Below are 16,416 nucleotides of genomic sequence, written 5' to 3' on the forward strand. Positions count from 1 at the left end.
CAGACATGAATAGGGAGGCAACAATCAGGGGGAGGCACGCCATGGCTGATGTCAAAAACTATCAGATGCTGATTGATGGCGACTGGGTCGACGCTGCGGATGGCGGTACTTTTGACAGCGTCAACCCAGCCAATGGTGAGGTCTGGAGCCGTGTTCCAGAGGCAACTGAGGATGATATAAACCGCGCAGTCACCGCGGCGCACACTGCTTTTGTCGGCGGGCCGTGGGCGCGTATGACACCGACCGAGCGCGGCAAATGCCTGCGCAAGCTGGGCGATCTTCTAGCGGATCATTCCGAAGAGCTGGGACGAACTGAATCCATCGACACCGGCAAGATGCTCAAGGAAACGCGTTGGCAAGCCAAGTACATTGCCGAGTTTTTCCACTTTTTTGCTGGGTGTGCGGATAAGGTAAGCGGCGAGACACTGCCCATCGACAAACCTGACATGTTTGTCTTTACCAAGCGCGAGCCTCTGGGCGTGGTTGCTGCCGTGGTGCCTTGGAATTCGCAATTGTTCCTTGTAGCGGTCAAGATCGGCCCGGCATTGGCTGCCGGGAATACGGTTGTTCTGAAAGCATCCGAACATGCCAGCGCGGCCATGCTGGAGTTTGGGCGACTTGTCGAAATGGCCGGTATCCCGCCTGGTGTGGTCAACATCGTAACGGGTCATGGTGAGCCCTGTGGACGGGCTTTGACCGGGCATCCTCTGGTGGCGCGCGTCTCTTTTACCGGTGGCCCAAATGCCGCGCGCCATGTGCTGGAAAACGTAAAACGCAACTTTGCCGAGGTCTCATTGGAACTGGGCGGCAAGTCGCCCTTCATTGTTTTTGATGACGCCAATATCGAAAGTGCAGTCAATGCCTCGATTGCCGGTATCTTTGGCGCGACAGGGCAAAGCTGCGTCGCCGGATCGCGGCTCTACTTGCACGAGGACATCGCGGATGAGTTTCTCGACAGGATGGTGGCGCAGGCGCAGCAGATACTCATTGGCGATCCACTGGCCGAGGAAACTCAGATGGGGCCGCTTTGCACCTCCGGACAGTTGGACCACATCCAACGCGAGGTTGCCTTCGCTCAGGAAGAGGGCGGCACAGTTCTGGTGGGAGGCAAGCAGCCGGAAGGCAAAGCAGGGCTATATTTCGAGCCAACCATCATCGACTGCCCACGGCAGGATCTGCGTATCGTAGATACAGAGCTTTTCGGCCCTGTACTTTGCGTCCAGCGTTTTAAGACCGAATCTGAGGTGCTGGAACTGGCCAACGATACCGAACATGGGCTGGCGGCGGGCATCTTTACCACCGACGGCGCGCGATCCTTGCGCATGGCAAATGCGGTGCGTGCCGGCATCGTCTGGGTGAACACCTACCGTGTTGTGTCGCCGATAGCCGAGTTTGGTGGCGTCAAAGGATCAGGCTATGGCCGAGAAAGCGGGTTCCAGGCGATCTACGACTACACCCGGCCCAAGACGGTCTGGATGAACACATCGGATGAGCCGATGGCGAACCCGTTTGTAATGCGCTGAGGGAGGTGAGCATGAAATTCCAACTTGCCATAAATTTGGAGCGGATTGACGACAGTCTGGATATGAAAGATGTCGCGCGCCACACATTGGAAATGGTGCAGATCGCCGAAAATGGCGGTTTCGATATCGTTTGGGCTGCTGAGCATCACGCGCTGGAAATGACGATTGCGCCCAACCCGTTCCAATTGCTGACTTGGTGGTCGTCCGAAACCAGCCGGATCCGGCTTGGTACGGCAGTGGCCACTGCGGCCTACTGGCATCCTATCAATCTGGCGGGCGAGGCTGCCTTCACCGACCTGATCAGTGGGGGGCGGCTGGAGTTTGGCATTGGATCGGGGGCTTATCAGCGAGAGTTTGACCGCATGAAGCCGGGCCTCAAGCAATCCGACGCCTGGCGATACATGCAAGAAATGCTACCGGCCGTGCGCGCGCTTTGGCGCGGGGACTATGCGCATGACGGAGAGTTCTGGCAATTTCCAACCTCAACATCCGTTCCAAAACCGGTTCAGGCCGAGGTGCCGGTCTGGGTCGCTGCGAGATCACCCATCACCTACGACTATGCCATGCGCGAGCGCTGTCATGTGAATTGCTGGCCGTTGACCAGACCCTTTGCCGAGGCGGAACTATACAAGCGCCAGCTGGACGAGGCCATCGCCAAGGCAGACAATGGATGGCTGCCCCGCTTCGCTTTGATGCGGCACGCCTGTGTATACGACAACGACTCCGATCGCGAACAAGCCCTCGCGGCCATTCGCCGACTGCTTTCTCAATTCGAGAACCTGTTCCGAAACGCCGGTGATGTTGTGAACGGTTTCCCCGCCCCCCTGTCGCTTGATGAGATCGAAGGGCGCGAGCAATACGATCCGTTGATGCTAGAGGAAAACCTCATGTTCGGAAATCCGGACACCATCATCACCAAGCTCAAGCGCTATGAGGCTTTGGGTGTGAACGAGTTCATCTACTATGCCTCGATGGGGCTTGATCACGCGGCGCAGCAGCGATCCTTGCGTATGTTCTGTGACGAGGTCATGCCGGAATTCAAGGAGGACTGAAGCAATGGCAGAAGGGGTCAAAACACACCGCGACGGCCACGTTCTGGAAATCACACTAGAGCGGGGCAAAGTAAACGCCATCGACGTTCCCACCAGTCAGGCCTTGGCCGCGGCGTTTCAGGAGTTGCACGAGAACAAAGACTTGCGTTGCGCGATCCTGACCGGGGGCGGAGATCGGATTTTCTCCGCCGGGTGGGATTTGAAGGCCCTGAATGAAGGTGAGATGCAGCTCGACAACTGGTGGGAAAGTGATGACTACGGGTTCGGCGGGTTCACGGGTCTGACCGAGAATTGGGCGCTCAACAAGCCGGTTATCGCGGCCATTAACGGTCTGGCAATCGGTGGTGGGTTCGAAATGGCCATGGCCTGTGATCTTCTGATCGCGGCGGACCATGTGGAGTTTGGCCTACCTGAAATGCCTTTGGGCATCGTTCCAGATGCGGGGGCACTGCAACGCCTGCCTCGAAGAATACCGCACAACATCGCGATGGAGATGTTTCTGTTGGGCCGTCGCATGACCGCGATGGAGGCGGCGCATTACGGGTTGGTCAACAAGGTGGTTCCAAAGGATCAATTGATGGCGGCGGCCCGGGAATGGGCGGCCTCGATTGCCTGGTCGGCGCCTCTTGCAATGCAATCTGTCAAGGAAGTGCAGCGCGAGATCGAGTGCGTGCCGCTGGAACAGGCCTTTCACAAGATGCGCACCGATCCGATGCCGATCTACCGCAAGATGCTGAAATCTGATGACGCGGCCGAAGGTGTCGCGGCTTTTGTCGAAAAGCGTGAACCCAAATTCAAGGGTGAGTGATGTATCCTGACCCCTCATCGATCACCCGCATCACCAGCATTGGAGCCGGCCCCATCGGCGGCGGCTGGGCAGCGCATTTTCTTGCGCGTGGTTATGATGTGACCGCCTATTTGCATGACGCGAGCGAATCCGATGCCTTTCACGCAATCTTACGCACTGCTTGGAAGAGCTTGACGGATTTGGGGCTTGCCGCCGGTGCGTCGCTTGACCGCTTGCGCATCGTTACAGATTTGGAGGCTGCGCTGGACGGCGCCGAATTTGTGCAGGAAAGCGCGCCCGAGCGTCTTGAGATCAAGCAGGCACTTTATCAACGACTCGGGCTCATTTTGCCAACAGACGTCGTGATTGGCTCTTCCACGTCCGGCTTGATGATGACCGACATCCAAGCGACTTGCGCGACACCGGAACGCTGTGTGATCGGCCATCCCTTCAATCCACCCTATTTGCTACCACTGGTCGAAATCGTGGGCGGCGAACAGACATCACCAGAGGCGGTGGCTTGGGCCGGGAAATTCTACGAAATCGCGGGCAAGGCCCCGTTGATGATGAAAAAAGAGATCCCCGGCTTTGTCGCGACCCGACTGCAAGAGGCGCTTTGGCGAGAGGCCCTGCATATGGTCGCCAATGGAGAGGCAACGCCGGAAGACATCGACATCGCACTCATGAACGGCCCGGCGCCTCGTATGGTCTCGCAGGGTCAGTGTATGGCTTTTCACGTGGCCTGTGGTGCCGGAGGCATGGCCACCAACCTGGATCAGTTCGGCCCGGCGCTTAAACTGCCCTGGAGCCGGTTGGAGGCACCTGAGCTGACGAAGGAATTGCGGGATCGCATGGTCGATGGCTGCAACGCTGTCGCCGGCGACCGGGATTTCGAGGACATGGCGGCCCAACGGGATCGCGAAATAGTTGCAGTGCTGAATGCTCTGCGTCAGTCCCGTGGGGGATAACCTTGCGATGGCACATTGTTCAGAATGGACAAGAAATCCGAGAGAGAGCCGGGCCAGCTGGGTGCCGGCTCGCTTTTCGGCCATGCCTCACGGTATTCGGATGGGCGCCGGCCGAAGAATTTACCGAATGAATAGGCAAAATGTGACAGTGTATTGAATCCTGATGCGGTGGCAATCTCGCGTACACTGAGGTCGGTCGAAATCAACAGCAGGCGAGCATTCTGCAATCGGCGCAACAAGCCGAATTGCACCACGGTACAGCCCACGTGTTTCTTGAATTGGCGTTCCAGTTGACGCTGAGAAACACCCAGAACATCAGCGATTTGGGGCACTTTGAGCGGCTCTTCTATGTTTTCTTCGATCAGGGTCATCGCTTCTCGGATCAACGGAAGCATGGTTTCCGTGCTCCGGCCCATGGTGCTGCGCTGGGGTGAGGCGGCGTCGCGAATGGGGTGATGCAGCATCTGGTCTGCGATCTCCCCCGAAAAGCCGCTGTCGCTGATGGATTCAATCAGCCTTAGCATCAGATCGACCCCAGCCAACCCGCCCGCGCACGTCATTACCTTGCCGTCAATAGTGAACAGACACTCATGGACATCGACCCGATCAAAGGATTCCCGGAACCCGCTCAACCACGACCAGTGAATAGTCGCAGGTTTGCCGTCCAACAGGCCTGCACGTGCGACGATGTAGCTGCCCAATTCAACGCCGCAAACAGTTTCGCCTGCGCGTGCGCGTTTTCGCAACCAGGTGAGTAAAGCGGTGTTTTCGTAGTGTTCAGTACCCCAACTGCCCAACACAAACACAAAACCTGCCGGAGTGAGGCTCCCGTAGTCGGTGTCAACTGCGGTCGTCATGCCATTGCTGGCAACAATCTCAGGACCGTCGAACGAGACGATGTCCCAGGAAAACATCGGTTCTGGCGCCAGGTAATTTGCGATCCGCATGGTTTCGATCATGGTGATCAGCGTGGTCAGGTTGAAACGCGGGACAACGACAAATACGGCATGCCGTTTAGCTCGAGCCATATGCGTTGTGATGTCGACATGCATTGGTTTTACCAAGAAGCTTTAGGTCAGATTTTTCGCCATTCTAACCTAATCTGTGGCGGATAATCGACATCTTTATCCGTCAATCGCGCGGCAATCTAGGTAAAAAGGGGGGCTCGGATATGACCTACGAAGTTGTGCTGACCTGCGCAGTTACCGGTGCGGGAGATACGACCGGCAAGAGCTCTCACGTGCCGGTGACCCCGAAAGAAATTGCTGATGCGGCAATCGAAGCCGCCAGGGCAGGGGCCTCTGCCGCGCATGTGCATGCGCGTGATCCTGAAACGGGGCAGGGCTCGCGCGATCCGGCGCTCTTCAAGGAAATCGTGGATCGAATACGCGAAAGCGATACGGATGTGGTCATCAATGTTACGGCAGGTATGGGGGGCGATTGGATTTCAGACCCGTCCAATCCCGCCATGCCCGGTCCGGGCACCGACATGATCGGACCAGAAGAACGGCTGGCCCATATCAAGGAATGCCTGCCTGAAATCTGCTCTCTCGATTGTGGCACGCTGAATTTTTCCGACACGGACATGATCTATATTTCCACGCCACCGACACTGCGTCGGATGGCGGCACTGGTTCAGGAATGGGGTGTGAAGCCCGAGCTTGAGGTCTTTGATCTCGGCCATATCCGATTTGCCAAGGCGATGGTGGAGGAGGGGCTGATTGATGCTCCGCCGATGTTCCAGTTGTGCCTTGGAATTCCATGGGGGGCCGATCAAACGGTGGAAACCATGGCGGCTATGAAGGCGCAACTGCCCGTAGGCGCCAGCTGGGCCAGTTTTGGGATTGGGCGGGGGCAGATGCCGATGGCAGCCGCAGCTGTCGCGCTTGGCGGGAATGTGCGTGTCGGTCTTGAGGACAACATCTACCTTGATCGCGGGGTTCTGGCGACAAACGGCCAGCTTGTCACCCGCGCCCGAGAGATTATCGAACGGATGGGTGGGCGGATCCTGACACCGCAAGAGTCGCGCAACAAGCTGAACCTGAGGGGGGCGGATGGCTGATCCAACCCAAACCGGTAGCTTGCAAATTCGCGATGTCTCCAAGTTTTTTGGTCAGTTCCGTGCTGTCAACGACATCTGCCTGGATATCCGAAATGGAGAGTTCCTGACGCTGTTGGGCCCGTCGGGATCGGGCAAAACCACCTTGTTGATGATGATCGCCGGGTTTCTCGACATATCGAAAGGAGAGATTGCGCTGGACGGTGCGTCCATCTCGAATGTGCCCGCCGAAAAGCGCAATTTCGGCATGGTGTTTCAAGGATATGCTTTGTTCCCCCATATGACTGTTCGCGACAACGTAGGTTATGCGCTAAGCGTGCGTAAACGCCCCGCCGACGAAATTCGGAACCGTGTCGACGAGATGCTGGAGCTGGTTCAGCTTCAGGAGTTTGCAGATCGCAAACCGGGGCAATTGTCTGGTGGTCAGCAACAGCGTGTGGCCCTTGCACGTGCCTTGTGTTTTGCGCCGCCTGTGCTGTTGCTGGACGAACCGCTGGGAGCGCTGGACAAAAAGCTGCGTGTCGAAGTGCAGGAGCAGCTCAAGGACATTCATCGCCGCGTTGGCACTACCTTCATCTATGTCACGCATGATCAGGAAGAGGCACTGTCGATGTCTGACCGCATCGTGATCATGCGCGACGGCGCGATCGAGCAGGTCGGAACGCCAAAAGAGCTGTACGAGCGCCCGATCAATCAGTTCACCGCCAGTTTCCTCGGGAAATCGAACTTTATTCATCAAAACGGAAAGGTCTTTGCCCTGCGCCCGGAAAAAATTGATCTGATGCCTGGCAACGAAAACACCGAGGCCCGGATGAGGGGCGCCATTCGCAGCATCACCTATTTCGGCTCGATGCAGCGGATCATCGTGGACACCGACGAAGGGGCCGAGATTGAGGTAGATATCGACGTCTGGCGCAACGCCTCTGATCTGACAGAGGGGGTGCGGGTGGATTTGCTTTGGAAGGACTCAGCAGCAGTGGAGCTACAAACGGGCTAGGCACCCCAACACAGAACGCCCAGAGGCGTCATGACCGAAAGCCGGGTCAAATCTCGGATCAAATGGGAGGAAGAAAATGCACGATAAACAATTCAAAAAGGAAATGCTTGCCGAAAGTGCCCAGGCGTTTAGGGCTGGCCGTATGGACCGGCGCACGTTTCTTGCGCTTTGCGGTGCCTCGGGTGTTGCAATGAATGCGGTACTGGCGGGCGACGCCGAAGCGGCGGCAGACCATGTCGTGATGTGGAACTGGGGCGGCCAATCCGAAGAATGCCATGGCTCGGCCATCGGTGAGGCCTTTACCGCCAAAACCGGCAAAGGTTTGAAGTTTGATACCTCTGGTCCGCTGGAAGGCAAGATCAAGGAAATGGTCGACAGTGGCAATGTGACTGCCGATGTGGCGGATGCGGACTTATTCAACGCCGTGTCACTTGGACCAACCGGGCATCTGGAGCCGATTGACTATTCCGTGGTGTCCAAGGATAAAACGCTGCCCGGCTATGCGCTGGAATATGGGGTGTCGATCATCCTCTACGGGTATGCCTTTGTGTATGACACTGAAGCCTATGGCGATAATCCACCGCAAAACTGGGCCGATTTCTTTGATACCGAGAAATTCCCCGGGACCCGTGCGCTTTACAAATGGGCAAATGGGTCGCTCGAGGCCGCATTGATGGCCGATGGCGTCGCTGGCAGCGATCTCTACCCGCTTGATATGGATCGAGCTCTGAACAAAATCCAGTCCATCAAAGATGACAGCCTTTACTGGGGCTCTGGATCGGAAGTTCACTCGATGGTGGTCAACAACGAGGTCTCGATGGCGATCATCTGGCAGAACCGGGGTCGCAACATCGAAAACGACACCGATGGCCAATACAAGCTGGTGAACAATCAGGCGATGGCGATGCCGGGGGCCTATATCGTGCCCAAGGGCAACCCGGCTGGCGCCGCAGTCATGGATTTCATCGCCACGGCGCAGGACATACCAGCGCAGCTGGCGCTGTTGGATTGCCTTGGCATGACTCCGTCGAATCCCGAGGCCTTCGGCCAGATCCCCGAGGACCAACAGCCTTATGCGATAACCTCGGCCATGAACATCGACAAGATCGTCTACAACGATCCTGAATGGTGGGGTAAAAACGGCGGCGACGCGGTGAATGCCTTCCTCGAAGCGATCAGCTGATCGCTTTAGCTTATGGTCACCCGATCCTAAGGGTCGGGTTGCCAAACCCATGTCGAAAGCTCTGGATGCAAGCCTTAAACCGTCATATCCACCCAGGATGGCTGATTATCGCGCCTTTGCTGCTGATGGTGGTCGCGCTCTATCTGGGGCCGATCCTGAATATCCTTTGGCTGAGCGTGACAGACCCCGAGCCCGGGTTCGGCAACTATGCCAAGCTGACGGAAGGTGACGCCCTGATCCGCATTGTCTGGACCACGGTACGCATCTGCATCATCACGACGGTCTTCAGCGTCATTTTCGGCTATTCCATCGCCTACGCGATGGTGCACTGCCATCAACGCCAGAAGACTTACATGCTGACCCTGCTATTGGTGTCGTTCTGGATCTCCATCCTCGTACGCACCTTCGCCTGGCTCATGTTGCTGGGACGCAAGGGGCTGGTCAATGTCACATTGGAAGACATCGGCCTAGTTGCTGAACCCATCGCCTTCATGCGCAACGAGTTGGGCGTTCTGATTGGAATGGTGCATTACATGATCCCCTATGCGGTGTTGCCATTGCTGGTCTCGATGCAATCCATTGATCAGAGGGTGATGGACGCCTCGCGCAACCTGGGGGCCAGCGGAAGCCAGACCTTCTGGCGGGTCTACCTGCCCATGACCATGCCGGGGCTTGTGGCTTCGACCCTGTTGGTCTTTATCCTCAGCCTCGGGTTTTATGTCACCCCGGCCGTGTTGGGCGGCGGCAAGGTGCTGATGGTGGCAGAATACATCTCGGTTCAATTGCTGGTGACTTTGAAGTGGGGCACGGCGGCGATGCTGGCGGCCATCATGCTGTTTGGCGTTCTGGCGATGCTTTGGATCATGTCGCGGTTCATGAAGCTGAGCACGGTGTTCGGGGGGGCAGCGCGATGAAGCCGGGCCTGTTCTCATTTTTCAACCGCGTGGGGGCATGGGTGCTGCTGTTGTTTCTAGTGACACCGGCCCTGATCGCCATCCCTGTTTCGTTGACGCCGAAACGCTTTTTGTCCATGCCGCAGGGCGAGTATTCTCTGCGTCATTTCGAGAAGCTGTTCACCAGTGAGGAATGGCTGTCGAGTTTTTTCCAAAGTGGCGTGATTGCCCTGTCCTGCTCCGCATTAGCGACGCTTTTAGGCACGCTTTGTGCGATCGGTCTATGGCGGGTGTCATCGCGGTACAGCGAATTGGTTCGCGCCTTTCTGCTGCTGCCTTTGATCATACCGCAGATTATTTCCGCCATGGCGTTCTATCGGTTGTGGATCCCTCTGGGCCTCTTGGACAGCTACACCGGTTTGATCCTTGCGCATACAATCCTGGCAGCCCCCATGGTGCTGATCACAGTCAGCGCGTCTTTGGCAACGTTTGATCCCAAGCTTGAACAAGCCTCCAAGAATCTCGGGGCCTCCAACTGGACCACCATGCGCCGGGTGATCCTGCCTTCGATCAGGCCGGGGGTTTTTGCCGGTGCGCTCTTTGCATTTATCCTCAGCTGGGATGAGATCGTGGTGACCTTGTTCATCTCGAAATACAGCGTCTACACGTTGCCGCGCCGCATGTGGAACGGCATCCGTGAAAACACCGATCCGACAGTGGCTGCCGCTGCCGTGATCCTGATTGCCATCACCCTGATTGCCTTTGCCGTTTCTGCGATTCTGTCGCGGCGAAACACGCGGGCTCAGGCAGAATGAATGAGGCTGCCATGAATCTGGAAACCCGTCACGAAACAGAGCTTCTGGTTAGCACTGTTCGCCGATTTGTCGAAACAGAGATGTATCCGCATGAAGGAGAGGTGGACCGCTTAGGCTATGTGCCCGAGGAGATCGGCCGCCAGATTGAGGCGAGGTCGCATGAATTGGGCCTCTTCGCCTGCAACCTGCCCGAAGAGGTCGGTGGCGGAGGGCTGGGATATGGACCCATGTCCCTGATCGAGCGGGAATACGGCCGTACAAGCCATGCGCTACAAAGCTGGGCGGCGCGCCCGACGGAATTGCTGATGGCCTGCGAAGGAGACCAGCGTGAGCGATATTTGCTTCCTGCCGTGCGCGGTGAAAAGCGTGAGCTCTTTGCCTTGACAGAGCCTGACGCAGGTTCGGATGTCATGGGGATGAAGACCAATGCGATACGCGACGGGGATGACTGGATCCTGAATGGATCCAAACACTTTATCTCCGGTCCCTGCATGCCGGATTTCGCGATTGTATTTGCTGCAACTGGCACAGATGAAACACCACGCGGCCCACGCAAACGGGTGACGGCTTTTCTGGTCGATGTGGGCCTTCCGGGGTTCGACTGCCGCGAAGGGACGCATTGCGTCAGCTATCGCGGTTACAAGACTTTTGAGTTGAGTTTCGACAATGTGCGTCTTGGTCCGGACCAGATCCTGGGCGAAGAGGGTCGCGGGCTTGAGCTGTCGGGAAAGTGGCTCGGCATGGGGCGTATCTGGGTCGGCGCGACCTGCTGCGGTAAGGCCGAACGCATCCTTGACCTGGCGACCGAGTGGGCCGCAACGCGCAAGCAATTCGGTAAACCGATCGGTACGTTTCAGGCCACCGGCTTCCGTTTGGCGGACGGTGCGATGACGTTGCGCGCGGCCGATCTGATGGTGCAAGACGCCGTTGCACGTGCCGAAGCGGGTGTCATGGGTGATGCAGATGCGGCAATGGTCAAGGTTTACTGCTCAGAGATGCTCAACAAAATCGCCGATGATGCCGTTCAGATTTTTGGTGGCATGGGATTGATGGAGGAAATGCCGATCCAACGGTTCTGGCGCGATAGCCGATTGGAGCGGATTTGGGACGGCACCAGCGAAATCCAACGCCACATCATCACCAGGTCCATCCTGAGGCCACTTGGCGCATGACGCCGGCGCGGCGCGAAAACCTTGAGCGTCTCTTAAAGCCGCGCCACATCGCGTTTATTGGTGGACGTGATGCGACCATTGCCGTGCGCGAAGCCCGCCGGCGTGGATTTCAAGGGCAAATGTGGGCCGTTAATCCCAAACGCGCCGATCTGGATGGCGTGGGCTGTGTTCCCAGCATCTCGGACCTGCCGGAGCCACCTGATGCCGTCTATCTCGCTATCCCTGCGGCCGGGGTGACTGATGCCCTGAGAGAATTGGAACAGATGGGTGCAGGTGGTGTCGTTTGTTTTTCCGCGGGCTTCAAGGAAACTGGCGACATACAATCGGAACGAGATCTGATCGAAGTCGCCGGAGATATGGCTCTGATCGGCCCAAACTGCTATGGCATGATCAACTATATCGACAATGCCGCTCTTTGGTCATTTGAACATGGCGGCTGGTCGCCGGGATACGGTGCAGCGATCGTTACCCAGTCCGGTATGTTCTCATCCGACATCACAATGAGCGCGCGTTCCTTGCCAATGGCCTATATGGTTTCTGCAGGCAATCAGGCGGTCTTGGGGATTGAGGAATTCCTGGATGCCTTTGCTGAAGACCCGGCTGTGCGCGCCATTGGATTGCACATCGAAGGGTTGCGTGACATTGCTGCTTTTGAACGCGCCGCGCTGAAAGCCCTGGATCGGGGGGTTCCGGTTGTCGCACTGAAGACCGGCAATTCCGCCATTGGGGCGACTCTGACGGTCAGTCACACCGGCTCTCTGTCTGGTTCGAGCGAGCTTTATCAGGCACTGTTTGATCGCACCGGGGTGATCGACGTCACCAGCCCGTCGCAGTTTCTAGAAACGCTGAAGTACCTCTGCGTAGCAGGCGCGCCGCAAGGCAGGCGTGTCGCTGGCTTTACCTGTTCTGGGGGCGGGGCGACGATGCTCGCAGATCACTCGGAAAGGATTGGTGTGTGCTTTCCCAAAGTGGGCTCTGCAGGGCAGGAAAGCCTGACCAGTTTGCTGCCTGAGATCGCGACGGTTTCCAACCCGCTGGACTATACAACCCCGATCTGGGGACAGGGCGATAAGACTTACCCGGTTTTTGCCACGGCGCTATCGGCCCTCAACGCGGATCTGGCTGTTCTGGTGCAGGACTACCCGGCAGAAGGGTTGGACGCGTCCAAGATCTACTACCAGAACGATGCTGCAGCTTTTGCGCAGGCCGCTCAGGAACACTCCGTCCCGGCAGCGATCTGCGCGACCCTACCTGAAAATCTTGATCGTGGGACCCGCAGACATCTCATTGAACTGGGGGTTGCGCCTATGCAGGGTATTCACGAGACGTTGAATGCCATGCGTGATGCTATTTGGTGGTCCGAAGCAAGGGCGCGGACAAGGATTGACCGGCCTGCTGCCTTGCGACCCGGTGCAACTATACAGAACCCAATGGTATTGACCGAAGACAAAGGTAAATCCTGGCTCAGGCAAATGGCTGTTGCTGTGCCAAACGGACATGTCTGCAATGCGGCCGAGGCAGCTGGCGTTGCGCAGGATATCGGCTATCCGGTCGCACTGAAAATGATGTCACCAAGCTTGCCTCACAAGACCGAAGCGGGCGCGGTCGCTTTGGGGATCAAGGATGCAGAGGGGCTGTCTTCGGCGATCAAGGCAATGACGGCATCGGTTGCGGCGTATGACCGCGCGGCGGTGACGGATCGCTTCTTGATCGAAGCCATGTCGCCCAAGCCGCTTGCAGAGCTGATCGTCACGCTGCGTGCTGATCCGCAATTTGGTCCCAGTTTGGTCATCGGTAGCGGCGGTGTTTTGACCGAATTGGTCCGAGATGCGCGCACTGTGTTGTTGCCTGCCTCAAAAGACGAGATCGAGCGCGCATTGTGTTCGCTCCGTGTAGCTCGCTTGTTAGAGGGGTACCGGGGCAGTCGACAGGCGGACATTCCACGAATTGCGGATGCGCTACACCGGTTGTGCACTGAATTCCTAAAGGCGCGCGGCGAGGTCGCAGAAATCGAGATCAACCCTATGTTTGTCTACCCAGATCACATCGTCGCCGTTGATGCCCTGATCCAGGTGCCCCGGTCATGAGCAGGAATAGGATCATACCCAATCCCGATCTGGCTGTTGGAGACGACAACAAGCAGCGGTGGAACCAGCCGGAATTTCGCCGGCATGGGTTCCACAATGCATATCGGCTGTTCCGCCGATGTCTCATGGTGCGTTCCAGAGAGGTTTTGCAGCTGGAAGCCGCCGAGCAGAATCTGTGCGCCCGAGTGCCTGAACTGGCACAAATGCTTGCCCATCCGGCTTTCTCTGCGTTCTGCTGTTTAAAGAATGACCAGATCATTCTGGAAAAAGCCGCAGATGATTTTTCGACCTCAGCGCCGCATTCCATCCAGTCAGTGACAAAGCTACACATCCACTTAATCATAGGTCGTCTGCTTGCACAGGGGCTGTTGTCATTGGACGCGCAGGTCCGCGACTATCTGCCGGGTATCGGCAGCGGGTATGCCGAGGCCAGCATTCAATCTCTGCTCGATATGAACGTCGATAACGACTTCACCGAGGATTATGCTGACCCCGATGCCGACTGCTATACTGAAGAGGTCGCCTTGGGTTGGCGCTTGCCCGGCGTGGGTGAAAAGGAAATCACGCTTGCGGAATTTGCGGCCTCGATTACTGGTTTCAGGGCAAACTCGGGGGTGCGACAAGCCGATTATAAATCCGCGAACACGGATGTCCTGACCCTGATAGCGGCCAAGGTTTCGCCCATTCCAATGGCTGAGCAAATCGAAGAGATTGCTGATGCCGCAGGATACGAGGGCGCGTTTCACATCAGCCTCAGCAAGGACGGGCACCCAGCGTTTTCCGGTGGCGGTTGCCTAAGCGTGCGCGACCTCGCGCGGTTCGGGTTGCTACTGGCGCGGGAAGGCCGCGACCTGCACGGTCGACCTATGGCCAACACCGGTTTCCTGCAAAAAACTCTGATCCGCCGCGCGCCAGCGATGACACCACCCAAGAATTGGCTCAAGTACTCAAACCAGACCATGACCGACGGTCGATTAATCGGTCATGCTGGCTATGGAGGGCAGTTCCTCATGGTGGATATGGTCACCGGCACCAGCTGTGCATTCTTAAGTGTGCTGGAGAATGACTCGGGTTACGATGACACCTATATGGGAGAGCTGGCCACAACGCTTCGAGACGTCTGCCTTTCTGTCATTTGACGGGTTTGCAGTTGCCGAGCTAGGTGTCAGCGGGGAAGGCACGGATTGGCCGCTTTGCAGTCCTTGACCTGGGCCGAATCTTTTAGAGTGATCCGACCCACTCTTCGATCATCCAGTTTCGATCACCTAAACTGAACTTCTTCTCAGCGCGGCATTTACGTCTGTCGGGATATCCTGCCGAAGTTGTCAACAAGGCATGTCGCGGGTGTGACTCAACCCGCCTGAAGTCGCTTATCGCGGAGCAATTGTTCCAAACAACAGCGCAGGTTTGTGACCCGTCCGTCCCGACATATTGCACTGCACGCGGAGGCAAAATGATTTTTGGTTGGCCAAAGGGTAAATAGAACTTCGATGTTTAACTTCTGGTTCTGGGTTAAGAAGTTTTGAACAAACGGAGATTATCACGCATGGATATTGAAGGACTATCTGCGATCGTGACCGGGGCAGGATCAGGACTGGGGCTTGCTACTGCACAGGCGCTCAGCAAAGCCGGAGCACGAGTTACCTTGCTGGACCTCGATGAAGTTCGGGTAAAAAACGCGGCAGCGGAAATCGGCGCGCTTGGCATAGGTTGTGATGTTATCAACAGTTCTGCGGTCGAGGCCGCTTTGGATCTGGCCGAAGACCGGAGCGGACCAATTCGCATAGTTGTCAACTGTGCGGGCATCCCCGGCGGTATGCGACTTGTCGGACGGGACGGTCCAGTTGATATGGAAGCTTTCGCGAAGGTGATCAACGTCAACCTGATGGGAACCGTCAGCGTCATGACGAAATGCGCAGCCCGGATGATGCAGCAGGAGCCGCTCAATCAAGATGGCGAGCGCGGGATTATCATCAACACAGGCTCGATTACTTCAATCGAGGGTCAAATTGGGCAGGGGGCTTATGTGGCTTCAAAGGGCGCGATTGCCAGTCTGACATTGCAGGCCGCCCGTGAATTCATGCCCCGCGGAGTGCGGGTCATGACAATTGCGCCCGGATTATTTCGCACTCCGATCGCTGATCATATTCCGCAGGAGGTAATCGACGGGATGCTAGATGGCCGGATGTTTCCAAACAGGTTTGGCGAGCCCGCGGAATTTGGGCGCCTTGCCGTTAACATCATCCAAACCCCAATGCTGAACGGCGAGACCATTCGTCTTGACGCAGGCGTGCGGCTTCAAGCCGGATAGGTCTCTCGAATGCGCTTGTTTTCGAGGTCGTTTTCTGACGTCTCGATCAGCCACTCGCGAAAATTTTGGGCATCAGGATGGTCGCGATCCGCTTCCGGTGCGATCAAGTAGAAAGCCTCCTGCAGGGGCGCTTCGAGCTCGAAGGGTTCAACAAGTCGTCCGCGCTCGATCTCGACGCCGCACATTGAGGACCGTGCTAAAGCTACACCGCCACCACGAGAGGCAAACTCGAAAGCAAGCAGCGAGGTGTCGAACTGTAACCCCTGTCCCGAGTTGACACCGCTTGCCTTTGCATAACGCAACCAGTCAGCCCAACCCTCCTCGTAACCGAGCACGTGTAGCAGGCGATGGTGGGCAAGATCATCTGGTTTGCGGATCGCTTTGGAACCCTCAAGCAAAATTGGAGAGCAAACCGGTTTGATCACCTCCCAAGTTAACCGGTCGGCTTTGTATCCTGGCCACTTCCCTGTGCCGTATTGGATATCGAGATCAAACCGCTCATTGTCGAACTGGACGTGTCGCGGTTTGATGCCGCTCCTTTGATAGCATTTATTGCAGCAAAGGAGATG

General features: G+C 57.0%; 15 protein-coding genes. 13 read left to right on the forward strand and 2 right to left on the reverse strand.

From position 1 onward, the window contains the following. Positions 1 to 41 precede the first annotated feature (41 nt). From I9182_RS18060 to I9182_RS18075, 4 genes are read left to right on the forward strand one after another with little or no spacing between them, the layout of a single operon-like run. Positions 42 to 1,523 (forward strand): aldehyde dehydrogenase, encoded by a 1,482-nt coding sequence (locus I9182_RS18060; protein ID WP_209599167.1) that lies wholly within the window; start codon positions 42 to 44, stop codon positions 1,521 to 1,523. A gap of 11 nt (positions 1,524 to 1,534) precedes the next feature. Beyond that, a complete protein-coding gene (locus I9182_RS18065) occupies positions 1,535 to 2,575 on the forward strand; it encodes an LLM class flavin-dependent oxidoreductase (RefSeq protein WP_209599168.1) in 1,041 nt (346 codons plus the stop codon). 4 nt (positions 2,576 to 2,579) lie between these two features. Further along, positions 2,580 to 3,383 carry a carnitinyl-CoA dehydratase gene (locus I9182_RS18070; RefSeq protein ID WP_209599169.1) on the forward strand — a complete coding sequence of 268 codons (804 nt, stop codon included), beginning with the start codon at positions 2,580 to 2,582 and terminating at the stop codon, positions 3,381 to 3,383. Beyond that, positions 3,383 to 4,330 carry a 3-hydroxyacyl-CoA dehydrogenase NAD-binding domain-containing protein gene (locus I9182_RS18075; protein ID WP_209599170.1) on the forward strand — a complete coding sequence of 316 codons (948 nt, stop codon included), beginning with the start codon at positions 3,383 to 3,385 and terminating at the stop codon, positions 4,328 to 4,330. Before I9182_RS18070 ends, I9182_RS18075 begins: the two co-directional genes overlap by 1 nt. Here I9182_RS18075 and I9182_RS18080 read toward each other — a convergent pair. Continuing rightward, entirely contained in the window at positions 4,312 to 5,358 is a 1,047-nt protein-coding gene (locus tag I9182_RS18080; protein WP_245222713.1) for a GlxA family transcriptional regulator, read from the reverse strand. The genes I9182_RS18075 and I9182_RS18080 overlap by 19 nt on opposite strands. 143 nt (positions 5,359 to 5,501) lie before the next feature. Here I9182_RS18080 and I9182_RS18085 point away from each other — a divergent pair, with 143 nt between their 5' ends. The 9 genes from I9182_RS18085 (at position 5,502) to I9182_RS18125 (ending at position 15,847) form a co-directional block, all read left to right on the forward strand. Then, positions 5,502 to 6,392 carry a 3-keto-5-aminohexanoate cleavage protein gene (locus I9182_RS18085; protein ID WP_120981302.1) on the forward strand — a complete coding sequence of 297 codons (891 nt, stop codon included), beginning with the start codon at positions 5,502 to 5,504 and terminating at the stop codon, positions 6,390 to 6,392. Beyond that, positions 6,385 to 7,386, forward strand: coding sequence for an ABC transporter ATP-binding protein (locus I9182_RS18090; protein WP_209599172.1), 1,002 nt, complete (start codon positions 6,385 to 6,387; stop codon positions 7,384 to 7,386). Before I9182_RS18085 ends, I9182_RS18090 begins: the two co-directional genes overlap by 8 nt. A 76-nt stretch (positions 7,387 to 7,462) precedes the next feature. Continuing rightward, positions 7,463 to 8,569, forward strand: a complete 1,107-nt coding sequence (locus I9182_RS18095) for an extracellular solute-binding protein (RefSeq protein WP_170418321.1) — start codon at positions 7,463 to 7,465, stop codon at positions 8,567 to 8,569. 65 nt (positions 8,570 to 8,634) lie between these two features. Further along, positions 8,635 to 9,483: an ABC transporter permease gene (locus I9182_RS18100; protein WP_010443824.1), complete on the forward strand. Its 849-nt coding sequence runs from the start codon at positions 8,635 to 8,637 to the stop codon at positions 9,481 to 9,483. After that, the gene (locus tag I9182_RS18105; RefSeq protein ID WP_209599173.1) at positions 9,480 to 10,277 is read left to right on the forward strand and encodes an ABC transporter permease; all 798 of its coding nucleotides are present in this window, start codon (positions 9,480 to 9,482) and stop codon (positions 10,275 to 10,277) included. Before I9182_RS18100 ends, I9182_RS18105 begins: the two co-directional genes overlap by 4 nt. Positions 10,278 to 10,288: 11 nt before the next feature. Beyond that, positions 10,289 to 11,449, forward strand: coding sequence for an acyl-CoA dehydrogenase (locus I9182_RS18110; RefSeq protein ID WP_245222714.1), 1,161 nt, complete (start codon positions 10,289 to 10,291; stop codon positions 11,447 to 11,449). Beyond that, entirely contained in the window at positions 11,446 to 13,536 is a 2,091-nt protein-coding gene (locus tag I9182_RS18115; RefSeq protein WP_209599175.1) for an acetate--CoA ligase family protein, read from the forward strand. Before I9182_RS18110 ends, I9182_RS18115 begins: the two co-directional genes overlap by 4 nt. Continuing rightward, positions 13,533 to 14,675 carry a serine hydrolase domain-containing protein gene (locus I9182_RS18120; protein ID WP_010443828.1) on the forward strand — a complete coding sequence of 381 codons (1,143 nt, stop codon included), beginning with the start codon at positions 13,533 to 13,535 and terminating at the stop codon, positions 14,673 to 14,675. Before I9182_RS18115 ends, I9182_RS18120 begins: the two co-directional genes overlap by 4 nt. 407 nt (positions 14,676 to 15,082) lie before the next feature. Beyond that, positions 15,083 to 15,847, forward strand: coding sequence for an SDR family NAD(P)-dependent oxidoreductase (locus I9182_RS18125; protein ID WP_170486583.1), 765 nt, complete (start codon positions 15,083 to 15,085; stop codon positions 15,845 to 15,847). On the opposite strand, the gene I9182_RS18130 is transcribed toward I9182_RS18125, so the two are convergent. Then, positions 15,835 to 16,416, reverse strand: a 582-nt coding sequence (locus I9182_RS18130; protein ID WP_245222715.1) for a LysR substrate-binding domain-containing protein, incomplete at its 5' end; no start/stop codon positions are given. The genes I9182_RS18125 and I9182_RS18130 overlap by 13 nt on opposite strands.

This window comes from Ruegeria sp. HKCCSP351 (assembly GCF_017872535.1).
Lineage (GTDB): Bacteria > Pseudomonadota > Alphaproteobacteria > Rhodobacterales > Rhodobacteraceae > Ruegeria.

What these genes read in the sequence shown, in the direction of transcription:
- I9182_RS18060 (WP_209599167.1), top strand. Translation starts at nt 42, where the DNA reads ATGGCTGATGTCAAAAACTATCAGATGCTGATTGATGGCGACTGGGTC.
- I9182_RS18065 (WP_209599168.1), top strand. Translation starts at nt 1,535, where the DNA reads ATGAAATTCCAACTTGCCATAAATTTGGAGCGGATTGACGACAGTCTG.
- I9182_RS18070 (WP_209599169.1), top strand. Translation starts at nt 2,580, where the DNA reads ATGGCAGAAGGGGTCAAAACACACCGCGACGGCCACGTTCTGGAAATC.
- I9182_RS18075 (WP_209599170.1), top strand. Translation starts at nt 3,383, where the DNA reads ATGTATCCTGACCCCTCATCGATCACCCGCATCACCAGCATTGGAGCC.
- I9182_RS18080 (WP_245222713.1), bottom strand. Translation starts at nt 5,358, where the DNA reads ATGGCTCGAGCTAAACGGCATGCCGTATTTGTCGTTGTCCCGCGTTTC.
- I9182_RS18085 (WP_120981302.1), top strand. Translation starts at nt 5,502, where the DNA reads ATGACCTACGAAGTTGTGCTGACCTGCGCAGTTACCGGTGCGGGAGAT.
- I9182_RS18090 (WP_209599172.1), top strand. Translation starts at nt 6,385, where the DNA reads ATGGCTGATCCAACCCAAACCGGTAGCTTGCAAATTCGCGATGTCTCC.
- I9182_RS18095 (WP_170418321.1), top strand. Translation starts at nt 7,463, where the DNA reads ATGCACGATAAACAATTCAAAAAGGAAATGCTTGCCGAAAGTGCCCAG.
- I9182_RS18100 (WP_010443824.1), top strand. Translation starts at nt 8,635, where the DNA reads ATGCAAGCCTTAAACCGTCATATCCACCCAGGATGGCTGATTATCGCG.
- I9182_RS18105 (WP_209599173.1), top strand. Translation starts at nt 9,480, where the DNA reads ATGAAGCCGGGCCTGTTCTCATTTTTCAACCGCGTGGGGGCATGGGTG.
- I9182_RS18110 (WP_245222714.1), top strand. Translation starts at nt 10,289, where the DNA reads ATGAATCTGGAAACCCGTCACGAAACAGAGCTTCTGGTTAGCACTGTT.
- I9182_RS18115 (WP_209599175.1), top strand. Translation starts at nt 11,446, where the DNA reads ATGACGCCGGCGCGGCGCGAAAACCTTGAGCGTCTCTTAAAGCCGCGC.
- I9182_RS18120 (WP_010443828.1), top strand. Translation starts at nt 13,533, where the DNA reads ATGAGCAGGAATAGGATCATACCCAATCCCGATCTGGCTGTTGGAGAC.
- I9182_RS18125 (WP_170486583.1), top strand. Translation starts at nt 15,083, where the DNA reads ATGGATATTGAAGGACTATCTGCGATCGTGACCGGGGCAGGATCAGGA.